12 protein-coding genes and 1 pseudogene are annotated in these 16581 nt (G+C 64.5%); 6 read left to right on the top strand and 7 right to left on the bottom strand.

Annotated elements, in window-relative coordinates:
* Positions 1–24: 24 nt before the first annotated feature.
* Positions 25–2718, bottom strand: coding sequence for a bifunctional acetate--CoA ligase family protein/GNAT family N-acetyltransferase (locus tag I6F21_RS06120; RefSeq protein ID WP_225142914.1), 2694 nt, complete (start codon positions 2716–2718; stop codon positions 25–27).
* Positions 2719–2782: 64 nt separating this feature from the next.
* A pseudogene (locus tag I6F21_RS38980) lies at positions 2783–3615 on the bottom strand (universal stress protein).
* 178 nt (positions 3616–3793) lie between these two features.
* On the opposite strand from I6F21_RS38980, the gene I6F21_RS06105 reads away from it, so the two are divergent.
* Genes I6F21_RS06105 through I6F21_RS06095 form a run of 3 tightly spaced genes read left to right on the top strand, consistent with a single transcriptional unit; the run spans position 3794 to position 7337 of the window.
* The gene (locus tag I6F21_RS06105) at positions 3794–4777 is read left to right on the top strand and encodes a zinc-dependent alcohol dehydrogenase family protein (RefSeq protein ID WP_225182904.1); all 984 of its coding nucleotides are present in this window, start codon (positions 3794–3796) and stop codon (positions 4775–4777) included.
* 23 nt (positions 4778–4800) lie between these two features.
* Positions 4801–6351 (top strand): bifunctional aminoglycoside phosphotransferase/ATP-binding protein, encoded by a 1551-nt coding sequence (locus I6F21_RS06100; RefSeq protein WP_225182992.1) that lies wholly within the window; start codon positions 4801–4803, stop codon positions 6349–6351.
* Positions 6351–7337, top strand: coding sequence for a CHAD domain-containing protein (locus I6F21_RS06095; protein ID WP_225182903.1), 987 nt, complete (start codon positions 6351–6353; stop codon positions 7335–7337). Before I6F21_RS06100 ends, I6F21_RS06095 begins: the two co-directional genes overlap by 1 nt.
* Here the strand turns inward: I6F21_RS06095 and I6F21_RS06090 are convergent.
* Positions 7334–9160 (bottom strand): alpha/beta fold hydrolase, encoded by a 1827-nt coding sequence (locus tag I6F21_RS06090; RefSeq protein ID WP_225182902.1) that lies wholly within the window; start codon positions 9158–9160, stop codon positions 7334–7336. The genes I6F21_RS06095 and I6F21_RS06090 overlap by 4 nt on opposite strands.
* A 207-nt stretch (positions 9161–9367) precedes the next feature.
* Here I6F21_RS06090 and I6F21_RS06085 point away from each other — a divergent pair, with 207 nt between their 5' ends.
* On the top strand, positions 9368–10096 hold the full coding sequence (locus I6F21_RS06085) for a CBS domain-containing protein (protein WP_225182901.1): 729 nt from the start codon (positions 9368–9370) through the stop codon (positions 10094–10096).
* A 12-nt stretch (positions 10097–10108) separates the two neighbouring features.
* Here the strand turns inward: I6F21_RS06085 and I6F21_RS06080 are convergent, their stop codons facing one another.
* The 3 genes from I6F21_RS06080 to I6F21_RS06070 all read right to left on the bottom strand — a co-directional run bounded on the left by I6F21_RS06080 (position 10109) and on the right by I6F21_RS06070 (position 12916).
* Positions 10109–10573: a RidA family protein gene (locus tag I6F21_RS06080; protein ID WP_193374967.1), complete on the bottom strand. Its 465-nt coding sequence runs from the start codon at positions 10571–10573 to the stop codon at positions 10109–10111.
* 15 nt (positions 10574–10588) lie between these two features.
* Positions 10589–12280: a benzoate-CoA ligase family protein gene (locus I6F21_RS06075; protein WP_225182900.1), complete on the bottom strand. Its 1692-nt coding sequence runs from the start codon at positions 12278–12280 to the stop codon at positions 10589–10591.
* A 144-nt stretch (positions 12281–12424) separates the two neighbouring features.
* Positions 12425–12916 (bottom strand): MarR family transcriptional regulator, encoded by a 492-nt coding sequence (locus I6F21_RS06070; protein ID WP_036007554.1) that lies wholly within the window; start codon positions 12914–12916, stop codon positions 12425–12427.
* A 278-nt stretch (positions 12917–13194) separates the two neighbouring features.
* Between I6F21_RS06070 and I6F21_RS06065 the strand changes: the two genes are divergently transcribed.
* Positions 13195–14370, top strand: coding sequence for an ABC transporter substrate-binding protein (locus I6F21_RS06065; protein WP_057028670.1), 1176 nt, complete (start codon positions 13195–13197; stop codon positions 14368–14370).
* Positions 14371–14476: 106 nt separating this feature from the next.
* Positions 14477–14932, top strand: coding sequence for a cupin domain-containing protein (locus I6F21_RS06060; RefSeq protein ID WP_036007559.1), 456 nt, complete (start codon positions 14477–14479; stop codon positions 14930–14932).
* A gap of 109 nt (positions 14933–15041) precedes the next feature.
* Here the strand turns inward: I6F21_RS06060 and I6F21_RS06055 are convergent, their stop codons facing one another.
* Positions 15042–16292, bottom strand: coding sequence for a flavin-dependent oxidoreductase (locus tag I6F21_RS06055; protein WP_109143013.1), 1251 nt, complete (start codon positions 16290–16292; stop codon positions 15042–15044).
* Positions 16293–16581 lie beyond the last annotated feature (289 nt).

Raw genomic sequence — 16581 nt, 5'->3', positions numbered from 1 at the left:
CGGATCATGCTCTAGCTGACGCGATCAGAGCTTGAGCCTGACGTCGCAGATTTCAGGCTCGGCCGGGTCCGGCTTGACCTCGAAGCCGAGCTGCCGGCACATGTCGAGCATCACTGTGTTCTCCTGCAGCACGTCGCCCGATATGGTCTTCAATCCTTCCGACCGCGCGTAGTCGATGATCAGCTGCATGAGGGCCCAGCCGAGTCCCCTGCCCTTGAGGTCGGACCGCAGCAGGATCGCGTATTCGCCGGTCTCGTAGATCGAGTCGGAATGGAGCCGGACCACGCCGACCATTTCGCCGCTGGCCTCCTCAAATGCGATGAAGGCCATCGCGCGCGCATAGTCGAGCTGGGTCAGGCGTGCGATGAACTCGTGGGTGAACTCCTTCATCGGGGCGAAGAAGCGCAGGCGAAGGTCGTGCGCCGTGACGTGACGCAGGAATTCGTGGATGGTCGGCTCGTCCTCGGGGCGCATGGGCCGCACGAAGATGCGCCAGTCCTCCTTGAGCTTGAGGCGTCGCTCCCATTGCGACGGATAAGCGCGAACGGCGAAATTGGCCGGGCCGGAGCCGGCGAACTTCCGCTGTGGCGGCCCGACCGCGACGCGGGCATCCACCGCGGTCACGCCGGTTTCGTCGGCCAGCAGCGGGTTGATGTCGAATTCGCGGATCTCGGGAATGTCGGCCGCCATCTGCGCCAGCTTGACCAGCACCATGGCGACGGCGTCGTGCTTCACCGCCGGCACGTCCCGATAGGCCTTCAGCAGCCGCGACACGCGCGTGCGGTCGATCAGATCGCGGGCCAGTTGCAGATCGAGCGGCGGCAGCGCCAGCGCCTTGTCGTTGATGATCTCCACCGCCGTGCCGCCGCGGCCGAAAACCACCACCGTGCCGAAGGTCGGATCGTCGGCAAGTCCGAGGATCAGCTCGCGCGCCTTTGCCTTGACGACCATGGCCTGGACGATGACGCCGCCGATGCGCGCCTCGGGCCGCAGCTTTCGCGCTCGCGCAAGAATGTCCGTCGCCGCCGCACGGACGGCCTCCGGCGACGTCAGATTGAGCACGACGCCGCCGACGTCGGATTTGTGGGTGATGTCGCGCGACATGATCTTCAGCACGACGGTGCCGCCTTGCGCGAAGATGTCCTTTGCATAGGCTACCGCCTGCTCGACATCGGCTGCCGCACAGGTCGGCACCATCGCGATATCGTAGGCTTCGAGCAGGTGCTTGATCTCGACGGGTTCGAGCCACTGGCGGCCATCCGCGATCGCGGCGGTGACGATCTCTCTCGCCCCCCTCGCATCCGGAACGAACGTGTCGGGCATCGCGGGAGGCACCTGGGTCAGCTCCTCCACCACCTCGCGGTGCCGGACCAGATGCATGAAGCCGCGCACGGCGTCGTCCTCGGTCGGATAGTTCGGCACGCCGGCGCTGGAGAGTGCCTGGATGATGTGCTGATCGGCCCCGACCCAGGCCGCCAGCACGGGCTTTGCCCATCGGCGGTGCTGCTCGCGATACTTGGCCACGAGCTCCGTCACGGTCTTGGCGATCTCGGCGGCCGATGCGATCGCGGTCTGCACGTTGAGGACGAGGACTGCGTCGTTGTCGCGATCGGCCAGCAGTTCCTCCAGCGCCGCTGCGTAACGCGCAGCGTCGGCGTCGCCCACGATGTCGACGGGGTTTGCACCGGACCAGGTCGGCGGCAGCGCCGCATCAAGCTTCCTGCGCGCGTCAGTCGAGATGGTTGCCGGAATACCGCCGAGCTCGACCAATCGATCGACGGCGAGGACGCCGATGCCACCACCGTTGGTCAGGATGGCGAGACGCTTTCCGGTCGGCGATTCGACGCGGCCGAGTGTCTCGGCACAGTCGAACAGCTCGCGCAGGTCGGACACCCGCAGCACGCCCGCGCGGCGGAACGCCGCGTCATAGACGGCGTCGGCACCGGCGAGCGCCCCGGTATGCGTGGCAGCGGCCTTCGCACCCTGCGCCATGCGGCCGGACTTCACCACGACGACGGGCTTCACCCGCGCGGCGGCGCGCGCCGCCGACATGAACTTGCGCGCGTCCTTGATCGCCTCGATGTAGAGCAGGATCGCGCGGGTCTTGTGATCCATCGCGAAATGGTCGAGCAAATCGGCAATGTCGACGTCGATCTGATCGCCGATCGAGACGATGCCGGAGAAGCCGACGCCGCGCTGCGCGGCCCAATCCACCATGCCGGCGGCAATGGCGCCCGATTGCGAGATCAGCGCGAGGTTGCCGGCCCCCGGCATGTGCGCGGCGAAACTGGCATTCAGGCTGACGCCGGGCATCATGATGCCGAGGCAGTTCGGCCCGATCAGCCGCATGCCGTGTTTGCGGGCGGCAGCGCTGGTCGCCTCGTGCAGCGATCCCGGTCCCTGGCCGAGACCGGCCGAGACGATCAGCGCACCCGCAGATCCGCGACGGCCGGCCTGCTCGACGATGCCTGGAATCTCGCCCGCGGGCGCGGTGACGACGACAAGCTCGGGCACGAAGTCCAGCCTGTCCAGGCTCTTCACCGCGGCGAGGCCGCCGATCTCGGCGTGGCGCGGATTGACGAGGCCAAACCGCCCCTTGAATCCCGCTTTCCGAATGTTTTCCAGGACCGCGCGTCCAACGGACGCCGGACGCGCGCTGGCGCCGACGAGCGCAACCGAGCGCGGCGACAGCAGGTTGTTCAGACGATAAGTCGACATGAAAACAAATGCGCCGCGCCAGCGGCGGTTCCGATGATTGGACGATCCGGCTGGAAGAAGACGCCTAGTGCGAGATCATAACCCAGCATGGTGGCTGGCCAATGACGGTCTTTGTCACACCGCCCCACACGATCTCGTTCAGGCGAGAATGATGATAGGCGCCCATCACGATGGCATCGATGCCATGGGAATTCGCCCAGCTTCCCAATACTTTGCCGGTCGAGCGGCCGCCCCCCTTCGTGGTTTCGAACGAGGCAAAGACGCCGTGTTCCCGCAAATGGTCGACGAGTGCCGTTCCGGATCGGACGACCGCGTCCGTCTCGTCCTCCGCCACGGTCAGCACACGAACCGAACTGGCAGCCTGAAGAACAGGCAACGCATCGCCGACCGCACGCGCGGCCCGTGCAGAATGATCCCAGGCAATCACGACGTTCTCGAACTCGGGCCTGAGCTCGTCGGCGCGATGTTCGGGACAGAGCAGAAGCGGCCGGCCGGATTCGAACAACAACGCCTCCACGATGGTCTCCGTTCGACTGTCATGCGGTTTCACGGGAACCAGCGCGAGGTCGCTGAAGCGGGCGTGCTCGGCCAGGATCGCTCCGATCTGATCCGCAGGCACCTTGCCCGACCGGCCCTGGGCGCGGACGTTGGCGCAGCAAGCCGCATCGGTAATGCATTCAGCAGCTGCTGCATGTCGCTCGCCTCGAGGCTGGCCTGCGCGAATTCGCGATCGTCAGGCAGCATCACCTTCGGTCGCTCGAAAACATCTTCCTCGAGCGCGAGCGCGGTGATCCTGGCGCCGAGATCGGCGGCGACAGAAACGCATTTCTCGATCGCAACCAGGGCTGGCCCGCGCGGCTGGCCGACAAGGGGCAGAAACACATCCTTGATGGGCATCGGAATTCTCCTGAGCCACCATGATAGGCGGGCTGTCGTCGAGACCCTTGATCCGCGTCAAGACCGGGGGAAACTCCGTCCGATCAGCCCGGGAAACAGGCGTTGACTGACGTCAAGGACTGGCCACTCGGCCGTTCTATGGATACTTCAGTCGGAGCGGTTCGCCCCGGAGACAGACATGCGTGCGATGGTGTTGCCGACCCCACGAGCGCGGCTCCGGATGGAGGAGCGGCCCGACCCGATTCCGGGCGAGGGTCAGATCCGGGTGAAGATCAGCGCCTGCGGTGTATGCCGGACCGATCTTCATCTCGTCGATGCCGAGCTGCCCGGCATCCGCTATCCGATCGTGCCTGGCCACGAGATCGTCGGCCGGGTCGACCTCATCGGCGCGAATGTGACGACACATGCGCCTGGTGACCGGGTCGGCATTCCCTGGCTCGGCTTCACCTGCGGAAAATGCCGCTTCTGCCGCGAGGGTATGGAAAACCTCTGTGATGCACCGCTGTTCACCGGCTACACGCGCGACGGCGGCTACGCGACCCACACCATCGCCGACGCACGTTACGCTTTTCCGCTCGGCGAGTCCGGCAGCGACGTGGAGATTGCGCCCCTGCTGTGCGCGGGGTTGATCGGCTGGCGCTCGCTGGTCCTGGCCGGCCCCGCCGAGAGGCTCGGTCTCTATGGCTTCGGCGCGGCCGGCCACATCATTGCGCAAGTCGCGGCTTGGCAGGGACGCTCCGTCCATGCATTCACGCGGGCCGGCGATGCCGCTGCACAAGATCTTGCCCGCCGTCTCGGCGCTGTCTGGGCGGGGTCATCGGACCAGGTGCCCGACGAGCCGCTCGACGCCGCGATCATCTACGCGCCAACCGGCGAGCTGGTCCCGGCGGCGTTGCGCGCCGTGCGCAAAGGCGGTCGCGTCGTCTGCGCCGGCATCCACATGACCGACATTCCAAGCTTTCCGTATGATTTGCTGTGGCAGGAACGGCAGCTGGTCTCGGTCGCCAATCTGACCCGGCAGGATGGCCTCGATTTTCTCAAGGTCGCGCCGCAAGCCGGCGTGCGGACCGAGACGACGGCGTTTCCGCTCGATCAGGCCAATGAGGTCCTGACCATGCTGCGGAATGGCCAGATCCTCGGCGCGGCCGTGCTGACGCCCTGATGGTGCTTGCCATGTCCGCTTCGATGAAGGATGACACGGCGGCTCAGGAGCGCATCTTTCGGATGCTGACCGACCATCCCGGCGTGATGCGCATCGACACGCATGCCGCCTCGGTGTTCCTGGACGCAAAGCGTGCGCTGAAGATCAAGCGCGCCGTCCGGTTTCCCTTCCTCGACTATTCGACGCTCGAAAAGCGCAAGGCGGCCTGCGAGGAGGAGATCCGGATCAACCGGCCCCTGGCGCCGCAGATCTATCGTGGTGTCGTGGCGATCACGGAAGAGGCGGATGGATCGGTGAAGGTCGAGGGCGCCGGCCGGCCGATCGAGTATGCGGTCGACATGTCGCGCTTCGACGAAAGCAGGACGTTGGATCATCTGGCCGAGGCCGGCCCGCTGGACGCGAAGCTTGCCTCCGCCGCCGCCGACGCCATCGCGGCGTCGCACGCGGCGTCGCACGCGGCGGCGACACGCGCCGACGGAAAAGCATGGGTCTCCTCCATCCCGGCCCTGATCGACGGCAACACCAATGGTCTGCGGGCCGGCGGCCATTTCAGCGCAGACGAGATCGAGCAACTCGCCAACGCTTCGCATGCGGCCTGTCTGCGTATTCGTCCCCTGCTCGCAGAGCGCAGCCGCCGGGGCTTCGTGCGCCGCTGCCATGGCGATCTGCATCTGGCAAACATCGTTATGATCGATGATCGACCCGTGCTGTTCGACGCGATCGAGTTTGATGCGCAGATGGCGACGGTCGACGTGCTCTACGATCTCGCATTCACGCTGGTGGACCTGTTGCAGCACCACCAGCCGAGCGCGGCAAACATGGTGCTGAACCGCTATCTCGCCGCGACGCCGGCCGACAATCTCGATGCGCTCTCGACCCTGCCGCTGTTCATGTCCATCCGGGCGGCGATCCGCGCCCAGGTGGCGCTGGCGCGACTGAAACCGCCGCACTCCGACGATCCCGGCATCGTCGACCAGGCACGGCGTTATTTCGACCTCGCCGGGACGCTGATCCGTCCTCCTGCTCCGCGTCTGATTGCGGTCGGCGGACTGTCCGGCACCGGAAAGACCGCCCTGGCGCACGCGCTCGCGCCGGTCGTGGCACCGGAGCCGGGCGCCGTCGTGCTGCGCAGCGATCTCGTGCGCAAGCAGATGTTCGGGGTCGAGGACACCCATCGCCTGCCACCTTCAGCCTATACGCCGGAGGTCACGGCCCGCGTCTACGACACGCTGGTGCAACAGGCCCGGCGGGTGCTGGCGCAGGGCCATTCGGCGATCGTCGACGGCGTATTCGCGCGCGAGGACGAACGCGATGCGATCGCGGCGCTGGCGCGCGAGTGCAACGTGACGTTGAACGGGCTGTTCCTCGTCGCAGACCTTGCAACCCGGCAAGCGCGCATCGGCAACCGCCGGGGAGACGCATCGGACGCCACGCCGGAGGTTGCCGCGCTGCAAGAGCACTATAATATCGGCCATGTCGGCTGGGCGACCATCGATGCATCCGGGACACAAGAGCAGACGCTTCAGAACTGCCGGAACGTCATCGCTGAGGGGCAAACAAGGCAATCAGACTGATGCGGGCAAGGAAGTCGCGACCCACCACGCGCTCGACGGCAAATACGCATGCCAAGCCGGCAACGCGGCGCAATGTCCTGCCCGCCCGCCTCAGCCCCGGCATGGCCTGCGACACGGCCTTCCGCATCATCGCCCGCCGACACCTCGGCGCGGTGATCGCTCAGCACGACGGCACCTGCCGCGGCGATCCGGATGCGCTGCACCAGATCCGGATCGCACTGACGCATCTGCGGACTGCCATCCGCTTCTTCTCGCCGATGGTCGACGATAACGTGAGACCGGAAGTCTGGGCCGAACTGAAATGGCTGAACAGTCAGCTCGGCATGGTGCGGGACCTCGACGTGGCCATCGAGCGGATCGTCGCAGAGAGTAGCGACGAGCTCGCCGTGGTCGCCGAGCTTCAGCGCTGGGACGAGAAACGCGCGGAGAGCCATCGGCTGCTGGCGCGTGCGCTGCAATCGGCGCGGTATCGCCGCCTGGTCGAGCAAACCTCAACGTGGATCGAAAGCGGCCCCTGGTCGACCCGCCGCAGCAAGGAAGCGATCCGGTTGCGCCGCTGCACCCTCGCCGACCATGCGACGGAGCGGCTGACCGAGTGGGAGACGACGCTGCTCAAGAAGGCCCGTAAGCTGAAGAAGCTCGATGTCGAGAGACGTCACAAGCTGCGGCTCCTCAACAAGCGGATGACCTACTCGGTCGAATCGCTTGCGGATCTGTTCGCCGATGGGGTGGCGACGAAACAGAAGTCCATCCTCAAGCAATTGCGCAAGGCACAACGCTCGCTCGGTCAATTGAACGACGATGCGCGCGGACAAGCACTGGCGGCTTCGTTGAATGGCGCCGGCATCGATGCCAGCAATCGCTTCCTCAACCGCAAACGCGAGAAGAAGTTGTTGCGGAAGGCGTCAACGGCCTATCGCAAATTGGACAAGGCCAAACCGTTCCGCTCCTCGGATCTCACGCCGAGATCGGAGCCGGAGGCTTAGGTGTGGACGTAGTCCCCCGGCGCATCCGGCAGGCCGAGGGCGTCGCCAAGTCCGATCTGCGGCGGATCGCAGGGCGCGCCGGAACGTGCCGCCAGCCAAGTGGTCCATTCCGGCCACCATGAGCCCTCGACGCGCGGGGCCAGCTTCAGCCATTCATCCGCACCGATATAGGGCGCATCGGCAGCCTTGGTCAGCACCTGATAAAAGTGGCCCTCCTCCTGCGGAGGCGCCACGACACCGGCATTGTGACCGCCGCTGGTCAACAGGAACGTTACGTCGGCATCGACCTGATAATGGATCTTGTAGACGGATCGCCAGGGCGCCACGTGATCGGCGAGCGTGCCGACCACGAACATCGGGGTATGAATGTCGGACAGGGAGACGCTCCGGCATTCGACCCGATAGCGACCTTCCGCCAGATCGTCGTTCAGGAACAGCTTGCGCAGATACTCCGAGTGCATGCGATAGGGTAGCCGCGTGGCGTCGGCATTCCAGGCCATCAGGTCGCTCGGTGGCGAGCCGTCGCCCATCAGATAATCACGCGAGAGCCGCGACCAGATCAGCTCGTTGGAGCGCAGGAGCTGGAACGCGCCCGCCATCTGTGTCGTGTCGAGATAGCCGCGCTGCCACATCATGTCTTCGAGAAAGGCAACCTGGCTCTCGTTGATGAACAGCGTTAATTCGCCGGCCTCGGTGAAATCGGTTTGCGCCGCGAGAAGCGTGACGGTGCCGAGGCGGCTATCGCCGTCCCGCGCCATGGCCGCCGCGGCTATCGACAGCAACGTCCCGCCAAGGCAATAGCCGAGCGCATGGATCTTCCGGCCCGGCACGATCTGCCCGATCATGTCCAGCGCGGCCATCACGCCCAGCTTGCGGTAGTCGTCGAAGGCAACATCCCGATCGTTCGCATCCGGATTGCGCCAGGAGATCGCGAAGACGGTGAAGCCCTGAGCGGTCAGGTATTTGACCAGGGAATTCTGCGGCGACAGATCGAGGATGTAGTACTTCATGATCCAGGCCGGCACGATCAGAATCGGCTCCGGCCGCACCTGCGCAGTCGTCGGATGGTACTGGATCAGCTCGATCAGGCTGTTGCGGTAGACGACCTTGCCGGGCGAGGCCGCCACCGTCTTGCCAACGACGAACTGATCCTCGCCGGCCAGCTTCGAGCCGGAGAGCAGGCGCATCAGGTCGCTGCACCAGTTCTGCCAGCCGAACACGAAGTTCTCCCCGCCGCTCTGGAACGCTTTTTCCAGCACCTGCGGATTGGTGGCGGCGAAGTTCGAGGGCGCCAGCATGTCGAGCATCTGGCGCATCGAGAACTCGACGATGCCCTCATTTGCGTGCGACACGCCGCGTATGCCGGTCGTGGCATCGTGCCACCAGCGCTCGGTGAGCAGAAACGCCTGCGCAAGCAGATTGAACGGCGCGGCTTCCCATTGCCGGTCCTTGAAGCGGCGATCCCGCGCCTGCGGCCGAATGACGGACCATGGTTCTTTGGATGTCGCGTGAGCGGCAGCTTCCAGGAAGCGGCCTGAGTCGCGGAAGATACTGCGGAAGAGCTCCATCTGGTGCTGAGGCGCCGCCGCAAGATGCGCGCCCCAGTCGAGCCAGGCGAGCGACAAGGCAACAGGCGAGATTCCGCCCGTGAACCGCGCCAGCATGGCATGAAACGCGCGATCGAGTGGATACGAATCCGTTGTTTGCGGGCAAGTGCAGTCAGCCGGCGTGCCTGCGACCCTTTCGGAAATCCCGGCAGCCGGCCTGATAGCGGGAGCTTGCAGCGGCGCTTCGGCCCGCGGGAAGATCTTCACGACGCTCATGGCTCATTGTTCCTGCGGGCTTCTGTTCTACGCCTGCGGCAGGATATGGCGACGCTTCCGGTGCGCGTTGAGCTGCATCAAATCGCGACACGGATCAAAATCGGTTCAATCCGGACAAGCTTTGTCCGCTTGACCTGGGTCAAACCGCACCCCGATGGACTCACTAGGCTTTGTCCATTGAGATTGACATGCCAGCGGAGTTTGTCCATGCGCGCCCACCAGATCATGACCCGGTCGGTCATCTCGGTCACCCCCGACACCAGCATCGTCGAGGCGGCCAACATCATGCTGAAGCGACATGTGAGCGGCCTCACGGTGGTCGACGCTACCGGCAAGTTGGTCGGCGTGGTGTCGGAAGGAGATTTCATCCGCCGCAGCGAGATCGGCACCGGGCGCAAGCGCGGGCGCTGGCTGCGGTTCATCCTCGGTCCGGGCAAATCCGCCAGCGACTTCGTTCACGAACACGGCCGCAAGGTCTCGGAAGTGATGACCGACCTGCCCGTGACCATCACCGAGGATATGGCGCTTGCGGAGATCGTCGATCTCATGGAGCGGAACAACGTCAAGCGGCTGCCGGTGGTGCGCGGCGACAAGGTCGTCGGAATCGTGTCCCGCGCCAACCTGTTACAGGCCGTGGCCGGGCTCGCCCGCGAAGTGCCGGATCCGACCGCGGACGACGACCACATTCGCAGCCGCATCATCGACACCATGGAGAAGAACGACTGGTGCCCGTTCGGGCTGAACGTCATCGTGCGCGACGGTATCGTTCATTTCAGCGGCGTCATCACCGAAGAGCGCGCTCGGCAAGCCGCGATCGTCGCCGCGGAGAACGTCGAGGGCGTAAAGAAGGTGCACGATCATCTCTGCTGGGTCGACACCATATCCGGCGTCTACCTCAACTCGCCCGAAGACGACGAGCTCGCCAAAGCGAGCTGATCGCCGCGGAGTTCAGCTCGGAATGACGGCGGTGGCTTCGATCTCGACGCGCGCCGCCTTCTCGACGAGGCGGACGACCTGAACCAAGGCCATCGCTGGATAGTGCGTTCCGAAGACGTCGCGGTAGATCCTGCCGAGCTCCTTCAGATTGGCCAGGTACTCGTCCATGTCGACGACGTACCAGGTCAGGCGCACGAGGTGCTCGGGCCGGGCACCGGCCTCGGCCAGGATCGCTGCGATGTTGTCCAGGGTCTGGCGCACCTGCGCGACGAAGCCGTCGGCGAGACGCTCCTCGGCGTCCCAGCCGATCACCCCGCCGGTGACGACGATGCGTCCTTCGGCAGCCATGCCGTTGGCATAGCCCTTCGGCAGCGGCCAGCCTGACGGCTGCAGGATCTGCGCCTTGGTGCGCGTTCCATCCTCGGCTGCGGTCGGCAGGACCGCGAGTTGCGGGCATTTCGGCGTCGTCACAGACAATTCTCTATCCTTCTCTCATTCCGCGGCGACGCCTGAGGACGTCACTGCAGCCTGCGCCAGCTGCCGCAGGGCAAAGCGCTTCAGCTTGCCGGTCTCGGTCTTCGGCAATTGCGCGACGAACTCGATGGCGCGCGGATATTTATACGGCGCGATCTCGCGTTTGACGTGCTCTTGCAACTCGGCCACCAGCTGAGCGTCAGGGGTCACGCCGGGCGCGGCAACGACATAGGCTTTGACGATCATGCCCCGCGCCTCGTCGGGCGCACCGACCACACCGCACTCGGCGACCGCCGGATGCGTGAGCAGTGCCGCTTCGACGTCAGTTCCTGCGATGTTGTAGCCAGCCGACACGATCATGTCGTCGGAGCGCGACTGGTACCAGAAATAGCCGTCGCTATCCATTAAATAGGTGTCGCCGGTGATGTTCCAGCCGTTCTGGACGTATTTCCGCTGCCGCTCGTCGGCCAGATAGCGGCAGCCGGTCGGCCCGCGCACGGCGAGAAAGCCCATCGTTCCGGGCGGCACGTCGCGGCCCTCGTCATCGACGATCTTGGCTTCATAGCCCGGCACGGGCTTGCCGGTGGCGCCGGGGCGGATCTCGTCCTCGGTCGCGCTGATGAAGATGTGCAGCATCTCGGTCGAGCCGATGCCGTCCATCAGCTTGATCCCGGTCGTCTTGAGCCAGGCATCGAATGTCGGCTTGGGAAGGGTCTCGCCCGCGGAGACGCATTTGCGGAGCGAAGAAATGTCGCGGCCTGCGAGCTTGCCAAGCATGGCGCGGTATGCGGTCGGCGCCGTGAAGCAGACCGTGGTCTTGTACTGCTCGATCGCATTCAGAATGTCGTCCGGCGTCGTCTTCTCCAGCACAACGAAGGAGGCGCCGATATGCATCGGAAACAGCACGCCGCCGAAGCCGAAGGTGAAGGCGAGCGGCGCCGAGCCGATGAAGCGATCGTTTTGCTCGGCGCGCAGAATGTTGCGCGCATAGCCGTCACAGACCGCGAGCATGTCGCGATGGAAATGCATGGTGCCCTTGGGATCGCCGGTCGTGCCCGAGGTGAAGGCGATCAGGCAGATGTCGTCGGCGGCGGTATCGACCGCCTCGAACTCCGGACTGGCATCGGCGATCAACGCTTCCAGCGAATCCGCCGCGCCATTGCCCCAATAGACGACCCGCTCGAGACCGGGCGCAGCAGCTTTCGCCTTCTCCATCTCCTCGGCGAGCTTTCCGTCGCACAGCGCCAGCGTGATCTCCGCCTTCTGGATCGGATAGGACAGCTCCTTGGCGCGCAGCAGCGGCATCGTCGCCACGCAGATTCCACCGGCCTTGATCACCGCGAGATAGGTCGCAACCATCATCGGATTGTTGGCCGAGCGCAGCAGCACACGCCCGCCGCTGACGAGGCCGAGCTTGCCAACCAGCACATTGGCGATGCGGTTCACCAGCGCCTGCAGCTCGCGATAGGTGTAGCTGACGGCCGGGCTGATGACGCAAGGGGCATCGCCATGGCCCTGCTCGACCCAGCGATCGAGGAAATAGCTGACGCAGTTCAGTCGCGGCGGATAGTTCAGCTCCGGCCGCGTGAAGATGAATTCGGGCCAGAGCTCGCGCGGCGGCAGATGTTGCCGCGCGAACGCATCGACATGGGCCGTCGCGGCGCTGCCGTCAGACGAGCCCGTCCCTTGAATCTTGGCGGCGTTGGCCATCGCACGCTCCTTTCAGCATGGATTGCACCCGGCAGCGCGATCTGGAAAACATTTTAGGCTTAAAACAATTCGGCGCAATAGGGGATTTTGGGCATCCCGTGCTTTTTCATGCGGCAAAGGGTGTCGGGCTGTCGCGCCCGTAGGCTACGGCCGGCGGCGGGCGGCCGATTTCTGCGCGGACGCCTTGGTCTTGGCGAGGAGGCGCATCAATTCGCGCACGTCCTTCGGGGAGAGATCGGCGAACAGATCGGCGATCCAGGTCTCGTGCTCGGCGGCCATCCTGCGGAACTCGGCACGCCCGAGCTTGGTCAGCCGGATCACCTGGACGCGGCGATCGGTGTCTGAGGTCCGCCGGTCGAGATGGCCTGATTCCACCAGGCGCTCCACGAGCCCGGTCACATTGCCGTTCGAGACCATCATGCGCTTGGAGACATCTGACAGGGTCATGCCGTCAGGCGCCTTGTCGAGCTGTGCCATCAGGTCAAAGCGCGGCAACGTGACGTCGAACCGCTGCCGCAGCCGGCCGCGCACCTCGCCCTCGATCAGCGTCGTGCACGTCAAGAGCCGCAGCCACAGCCGAAGCTCTTCGGCGTGGTCCTCCGGTGTTTCGACAACCTTGGTCTCGGAATCGAGCATGTCGATGCAGTCACTCACGGCCGGCCATGGCGCGGGCACGGATTCCCCAACGTTTTGAGCTTCAAATAAATCCGCGTCGGCCGCAAGTCCAAAGCTGCAACAATCGACCGCACGCCAGTTTCTTTAGGCTTCAAATAATTGGCGCGCAGCTTGCATGCATCGCTGCTCGCAGGATGCGACGCCCCGCGCTCGGCTTGCCGCGGCCGCCGTCATCGGCATAAGCTTTGGATTGGAGTACGTGGCTTGCAGCGCAAGCCAATCGTCACGAGGGACAGATCATGAAGACGAAAATGACCTTGGCCGCAGCTGCGATGCTACTCGGCACCGTGGTGACCCCTGCCCTCGCCCAGGAAAAAATCAAGCTGGGTGTGATCGTGACCCTATCGGGGCCCGCCGCAGCGCTGGGCCAGCAGGTTCGCGACGGCTTCGCGCTCGCCGTGAAGGATCTCGGCAGCAAGATGGGTGGCCGCGATGTCGAGGTCGTCGTCGTCGACGATGAGCTGAAGCCGGATGCTGCGGTGACCAAGGTGAAGGGCCTTCTGGAGCGTGAGAAGGTCGACTTCGTGGTCGGGCCGATCTTCTCCAACATCCTGCAGGCCATCCACCGGCCCATCACGGAGTCGAAAACCTTCCTGATCAGCCCCAATGCCGGTCCCTCGACCTTCGCCGGCAAGGATTGCAACCCGTTCTTCTATGTGACCTCGTATCAGAACGATCAGGTGCACGAGATCCTCGGCAAGGTCGCGCAGGATCGCGGCTACAAGCGGATGTACCTGATGGTGCCGAACTATCAGGCGGGCAAGGATTCGGTGGCTGGCTTCAAGCTGGACTACAAGGGCGAGATCGTCGAAGAGTCCTACATGCCGCTGAACACGTTGGATTTCCAGCCGGAGCTCTCCAAGATTTCCTCGCAGAAGCCCGATGCACTGTTCACGTTCATGCCGGGCGGCCTCGGCGTCAATCTCGTCAAGCAGTACCGGCAGGCCGGGCTCGCCGATACTATTCCGGTGCTCTCGGCCTTCACGGTCGATGAATCGACCCTGCCGGCACAGCAGGATGCGGCGGTGGGCATGTTCGGTGGCGCGAACTGGGCGCCCAATCTCGACAATCCCCAGAACAAGAAGTTCGTTGCCGCCTATGAGGCCGCCTACAACAGCGTTCCCGGCACCTACGCCTTCCAGGCCTATGATGCCGCGATGCTGATCGACAGCGCAGTGAAGGCCGTGAAGGGCAATCTCTCCAACAAGGAGGCCGTTGGCGCCGCGTTGAAGAAGGCCGACTTCACCTCGCTGCGCGGGGCCTTCAAGTTCAACAACAACAATTATCCGATCCAGGATTTCTACCTGACCAAGGTCGCCAAGCGTCCGGACGGCAAGTTCCAGACCGAGATCGTGCAGAAGGTGTTCGAGAATTACGGCGACCGCTATGCCAAGGACTGCAAGGCGGCGAACTGAGCATGATCCGGACCCGAAGGGCCGCACTAGCGCAAAGTACGCAGCGGTTTTCCGATGAAGATCATGCTCTAACAATAGCCACGCAGCGCGTTACGGGAGGACTGCAATGAAGAGCGAAATCACCGGCATCACGCGGGCCAATGAGGGAATCCAGGGTATTTCCTGGAACATCCTTGGCCAGACCTACGTGCCGAAGAGCTACGCCGAGAACAGCTTCTCCTGGCACGCGACGCTGCCGCCGGGCACCTTCGTGCCGCCGCACATTCACCCCGACCAGGATGAGTATCTCTACATGCTGGAGGGCAAGCTCGATTTCATGCTGGGCAATTCGGAGGCGCAGGCCAGTGCAGGCGACCTGATCCGCCTCGGCATGGGCGTGCCGCACGGCATCTTCAACAAGTCGGAGCAGACCGCCAAGGTGCTGTTCTGGGTCTCGCCGAGCCGCAAGCTGTTCGACCTGTTCTGGGGTCTCCACAACATGAAGGAGCAGAAGCCCGAGGACGTCGTGGCGATGGCCGCCGAGTTCAACATCCACTTCCTGCCGCCGCCGCCCGGCGGCTAGAGCATGATCCGGAAAAGTGCGTAGCGGTTTTCCGAAAAGATCATGCTCACACAAGAACCCTAAAGCGCGATGACGATTCGTCCCAATCGCATCACGCTTTAGGCGCGCTTCAGGCGCGCACCGCCGCGAGTCCGGGCACCGCGGCGAAACCTGCCTTGGTGGCATAGCCGCGCACGATGGCCTCGCGCTGGGAATAGCTTAGGACGTTGTCGACATTGTCGAAGCCGTCGGGCGCGAGCTGCTCGACGGCGTCGATAACGCCCTCCGGCCCGCCGCGCCGGTTGGAGCGGACGATTTCGGCCGTCATCGGCAGACGCTTCTTCTCGTATTCGAGCAAGGCCTGACGCGGGTGTTCGGCGCGCACCAGCACATCCGCAAGACAGCGCGCGTCGAGAATGGCCTGCGAGGCGCCGTTCGACCCCACCGGATACATCGGATGCGCGGCATCGCCGAGCAGCGTGACCCTGCCCGATGACCAATAGGGCAAGGGATCGCGATCGCAGGTCGGATATTCGTAGAATTCGGGCGTTGCCGAGATCAGGCTCTTCACGTCGATATAGGGCACCGAGAAGCGCGCCACGTGCGGCATCAGCTCCTCGCGGCGGCCCGGCCGCGACCAGTCTTCCTTCCGCGGCGGCGGCGCGTTGCCCTCGCCCACTTTTACCAGCACCGCCCAATTGGTCAGGCGGCTCGCCGGGCTCGATCCTTCCGCGATGGGATAGATCACCACCTTGGCATTGAGACCGCCGGCCACGATCATCGATTTTCCGGTGAGGAACAGCGGCCAGTCGCGGGCACCGCGCCACAGCATGAGGCCATTCCAGCACGGCGGCCCTTCGTTCGGAAACAGCGTCTCGCGGACGCGCGAGTGAATGCCGTCGGCGCCGATCAGGATATCGCCGCGCGCGGTGTGGACATGGGCGCCGGCGCGATCGAAGAAGTAAGCGGTGACGCCGCCCTCGTCCTGCGAGAAGGCGCCGAGCCGGCAGCCGGTGTGGATCGCCTCGCGGCCCAACCGCTGCTCGACGGCACGATGGATGACGCCCTGAAGCCGGCCGCGATGGATCGAGAATTGCGGCACATCGTGGCCGGCGTCGATGCCGCGAGCTTCGCGCCAGACCTCCTGGCCATGGCGGTTGAGATAATAGAGCTGATCGGTGCGGATCGCGACCTCGTCGAGCTTCTGCAGCAGGCCGAGGCCGGCCAACTCCCGCATCGCGTGCGGCAGCGTGTTGATGCCGACGCCGAGCTCGCGAATGGTGTCGGCCTGCTCGAAGATCTCGCAATCCAGGCCGCGCGAGCGGAACATCAAAGCCGTCGTGAGACCACCGATACCGCCACCGACGATAATCGCCTTCATCGCCCTAACTCCACTCGAACCGCAGGCAATGGGTTAAGGTCGCACGGGCGGTCACTCCGCCGCAAGCGGCTTTGTCGCGTCCGCCTTGAGCTCGGCCCAGGCTTGGGCTTAGTCTTAATTCTCAGCTCCTGGAGATCCTGCCGGTCGCGCACGCTGTCGCGGAACCCGAATACATGCGCATCGGCGACATCATCGCGCGATTGGCGAGCTTCATCTCACGCAGGCGGCAATGAAATTATTTTAAACCTAAAATAATCCCCCGCAAGTCCCCCTTGCTGGATTGGCTGCA

Source organism: Bradyrhizobium sp. NBAIM03, assembly GCF_020194055.1.
GTDB lineage: Bacteria > Pseudomonadota > Alphaproteobacteria > Rhizobiales > Xanthobacteraceae > Bradyrhizobium > Bradyrhizobium yuanmingense.
Note: the sequence above shows the minus strand (reverse complement) of the source record. Positions and strands in the feature narration are given on the sequence as shown.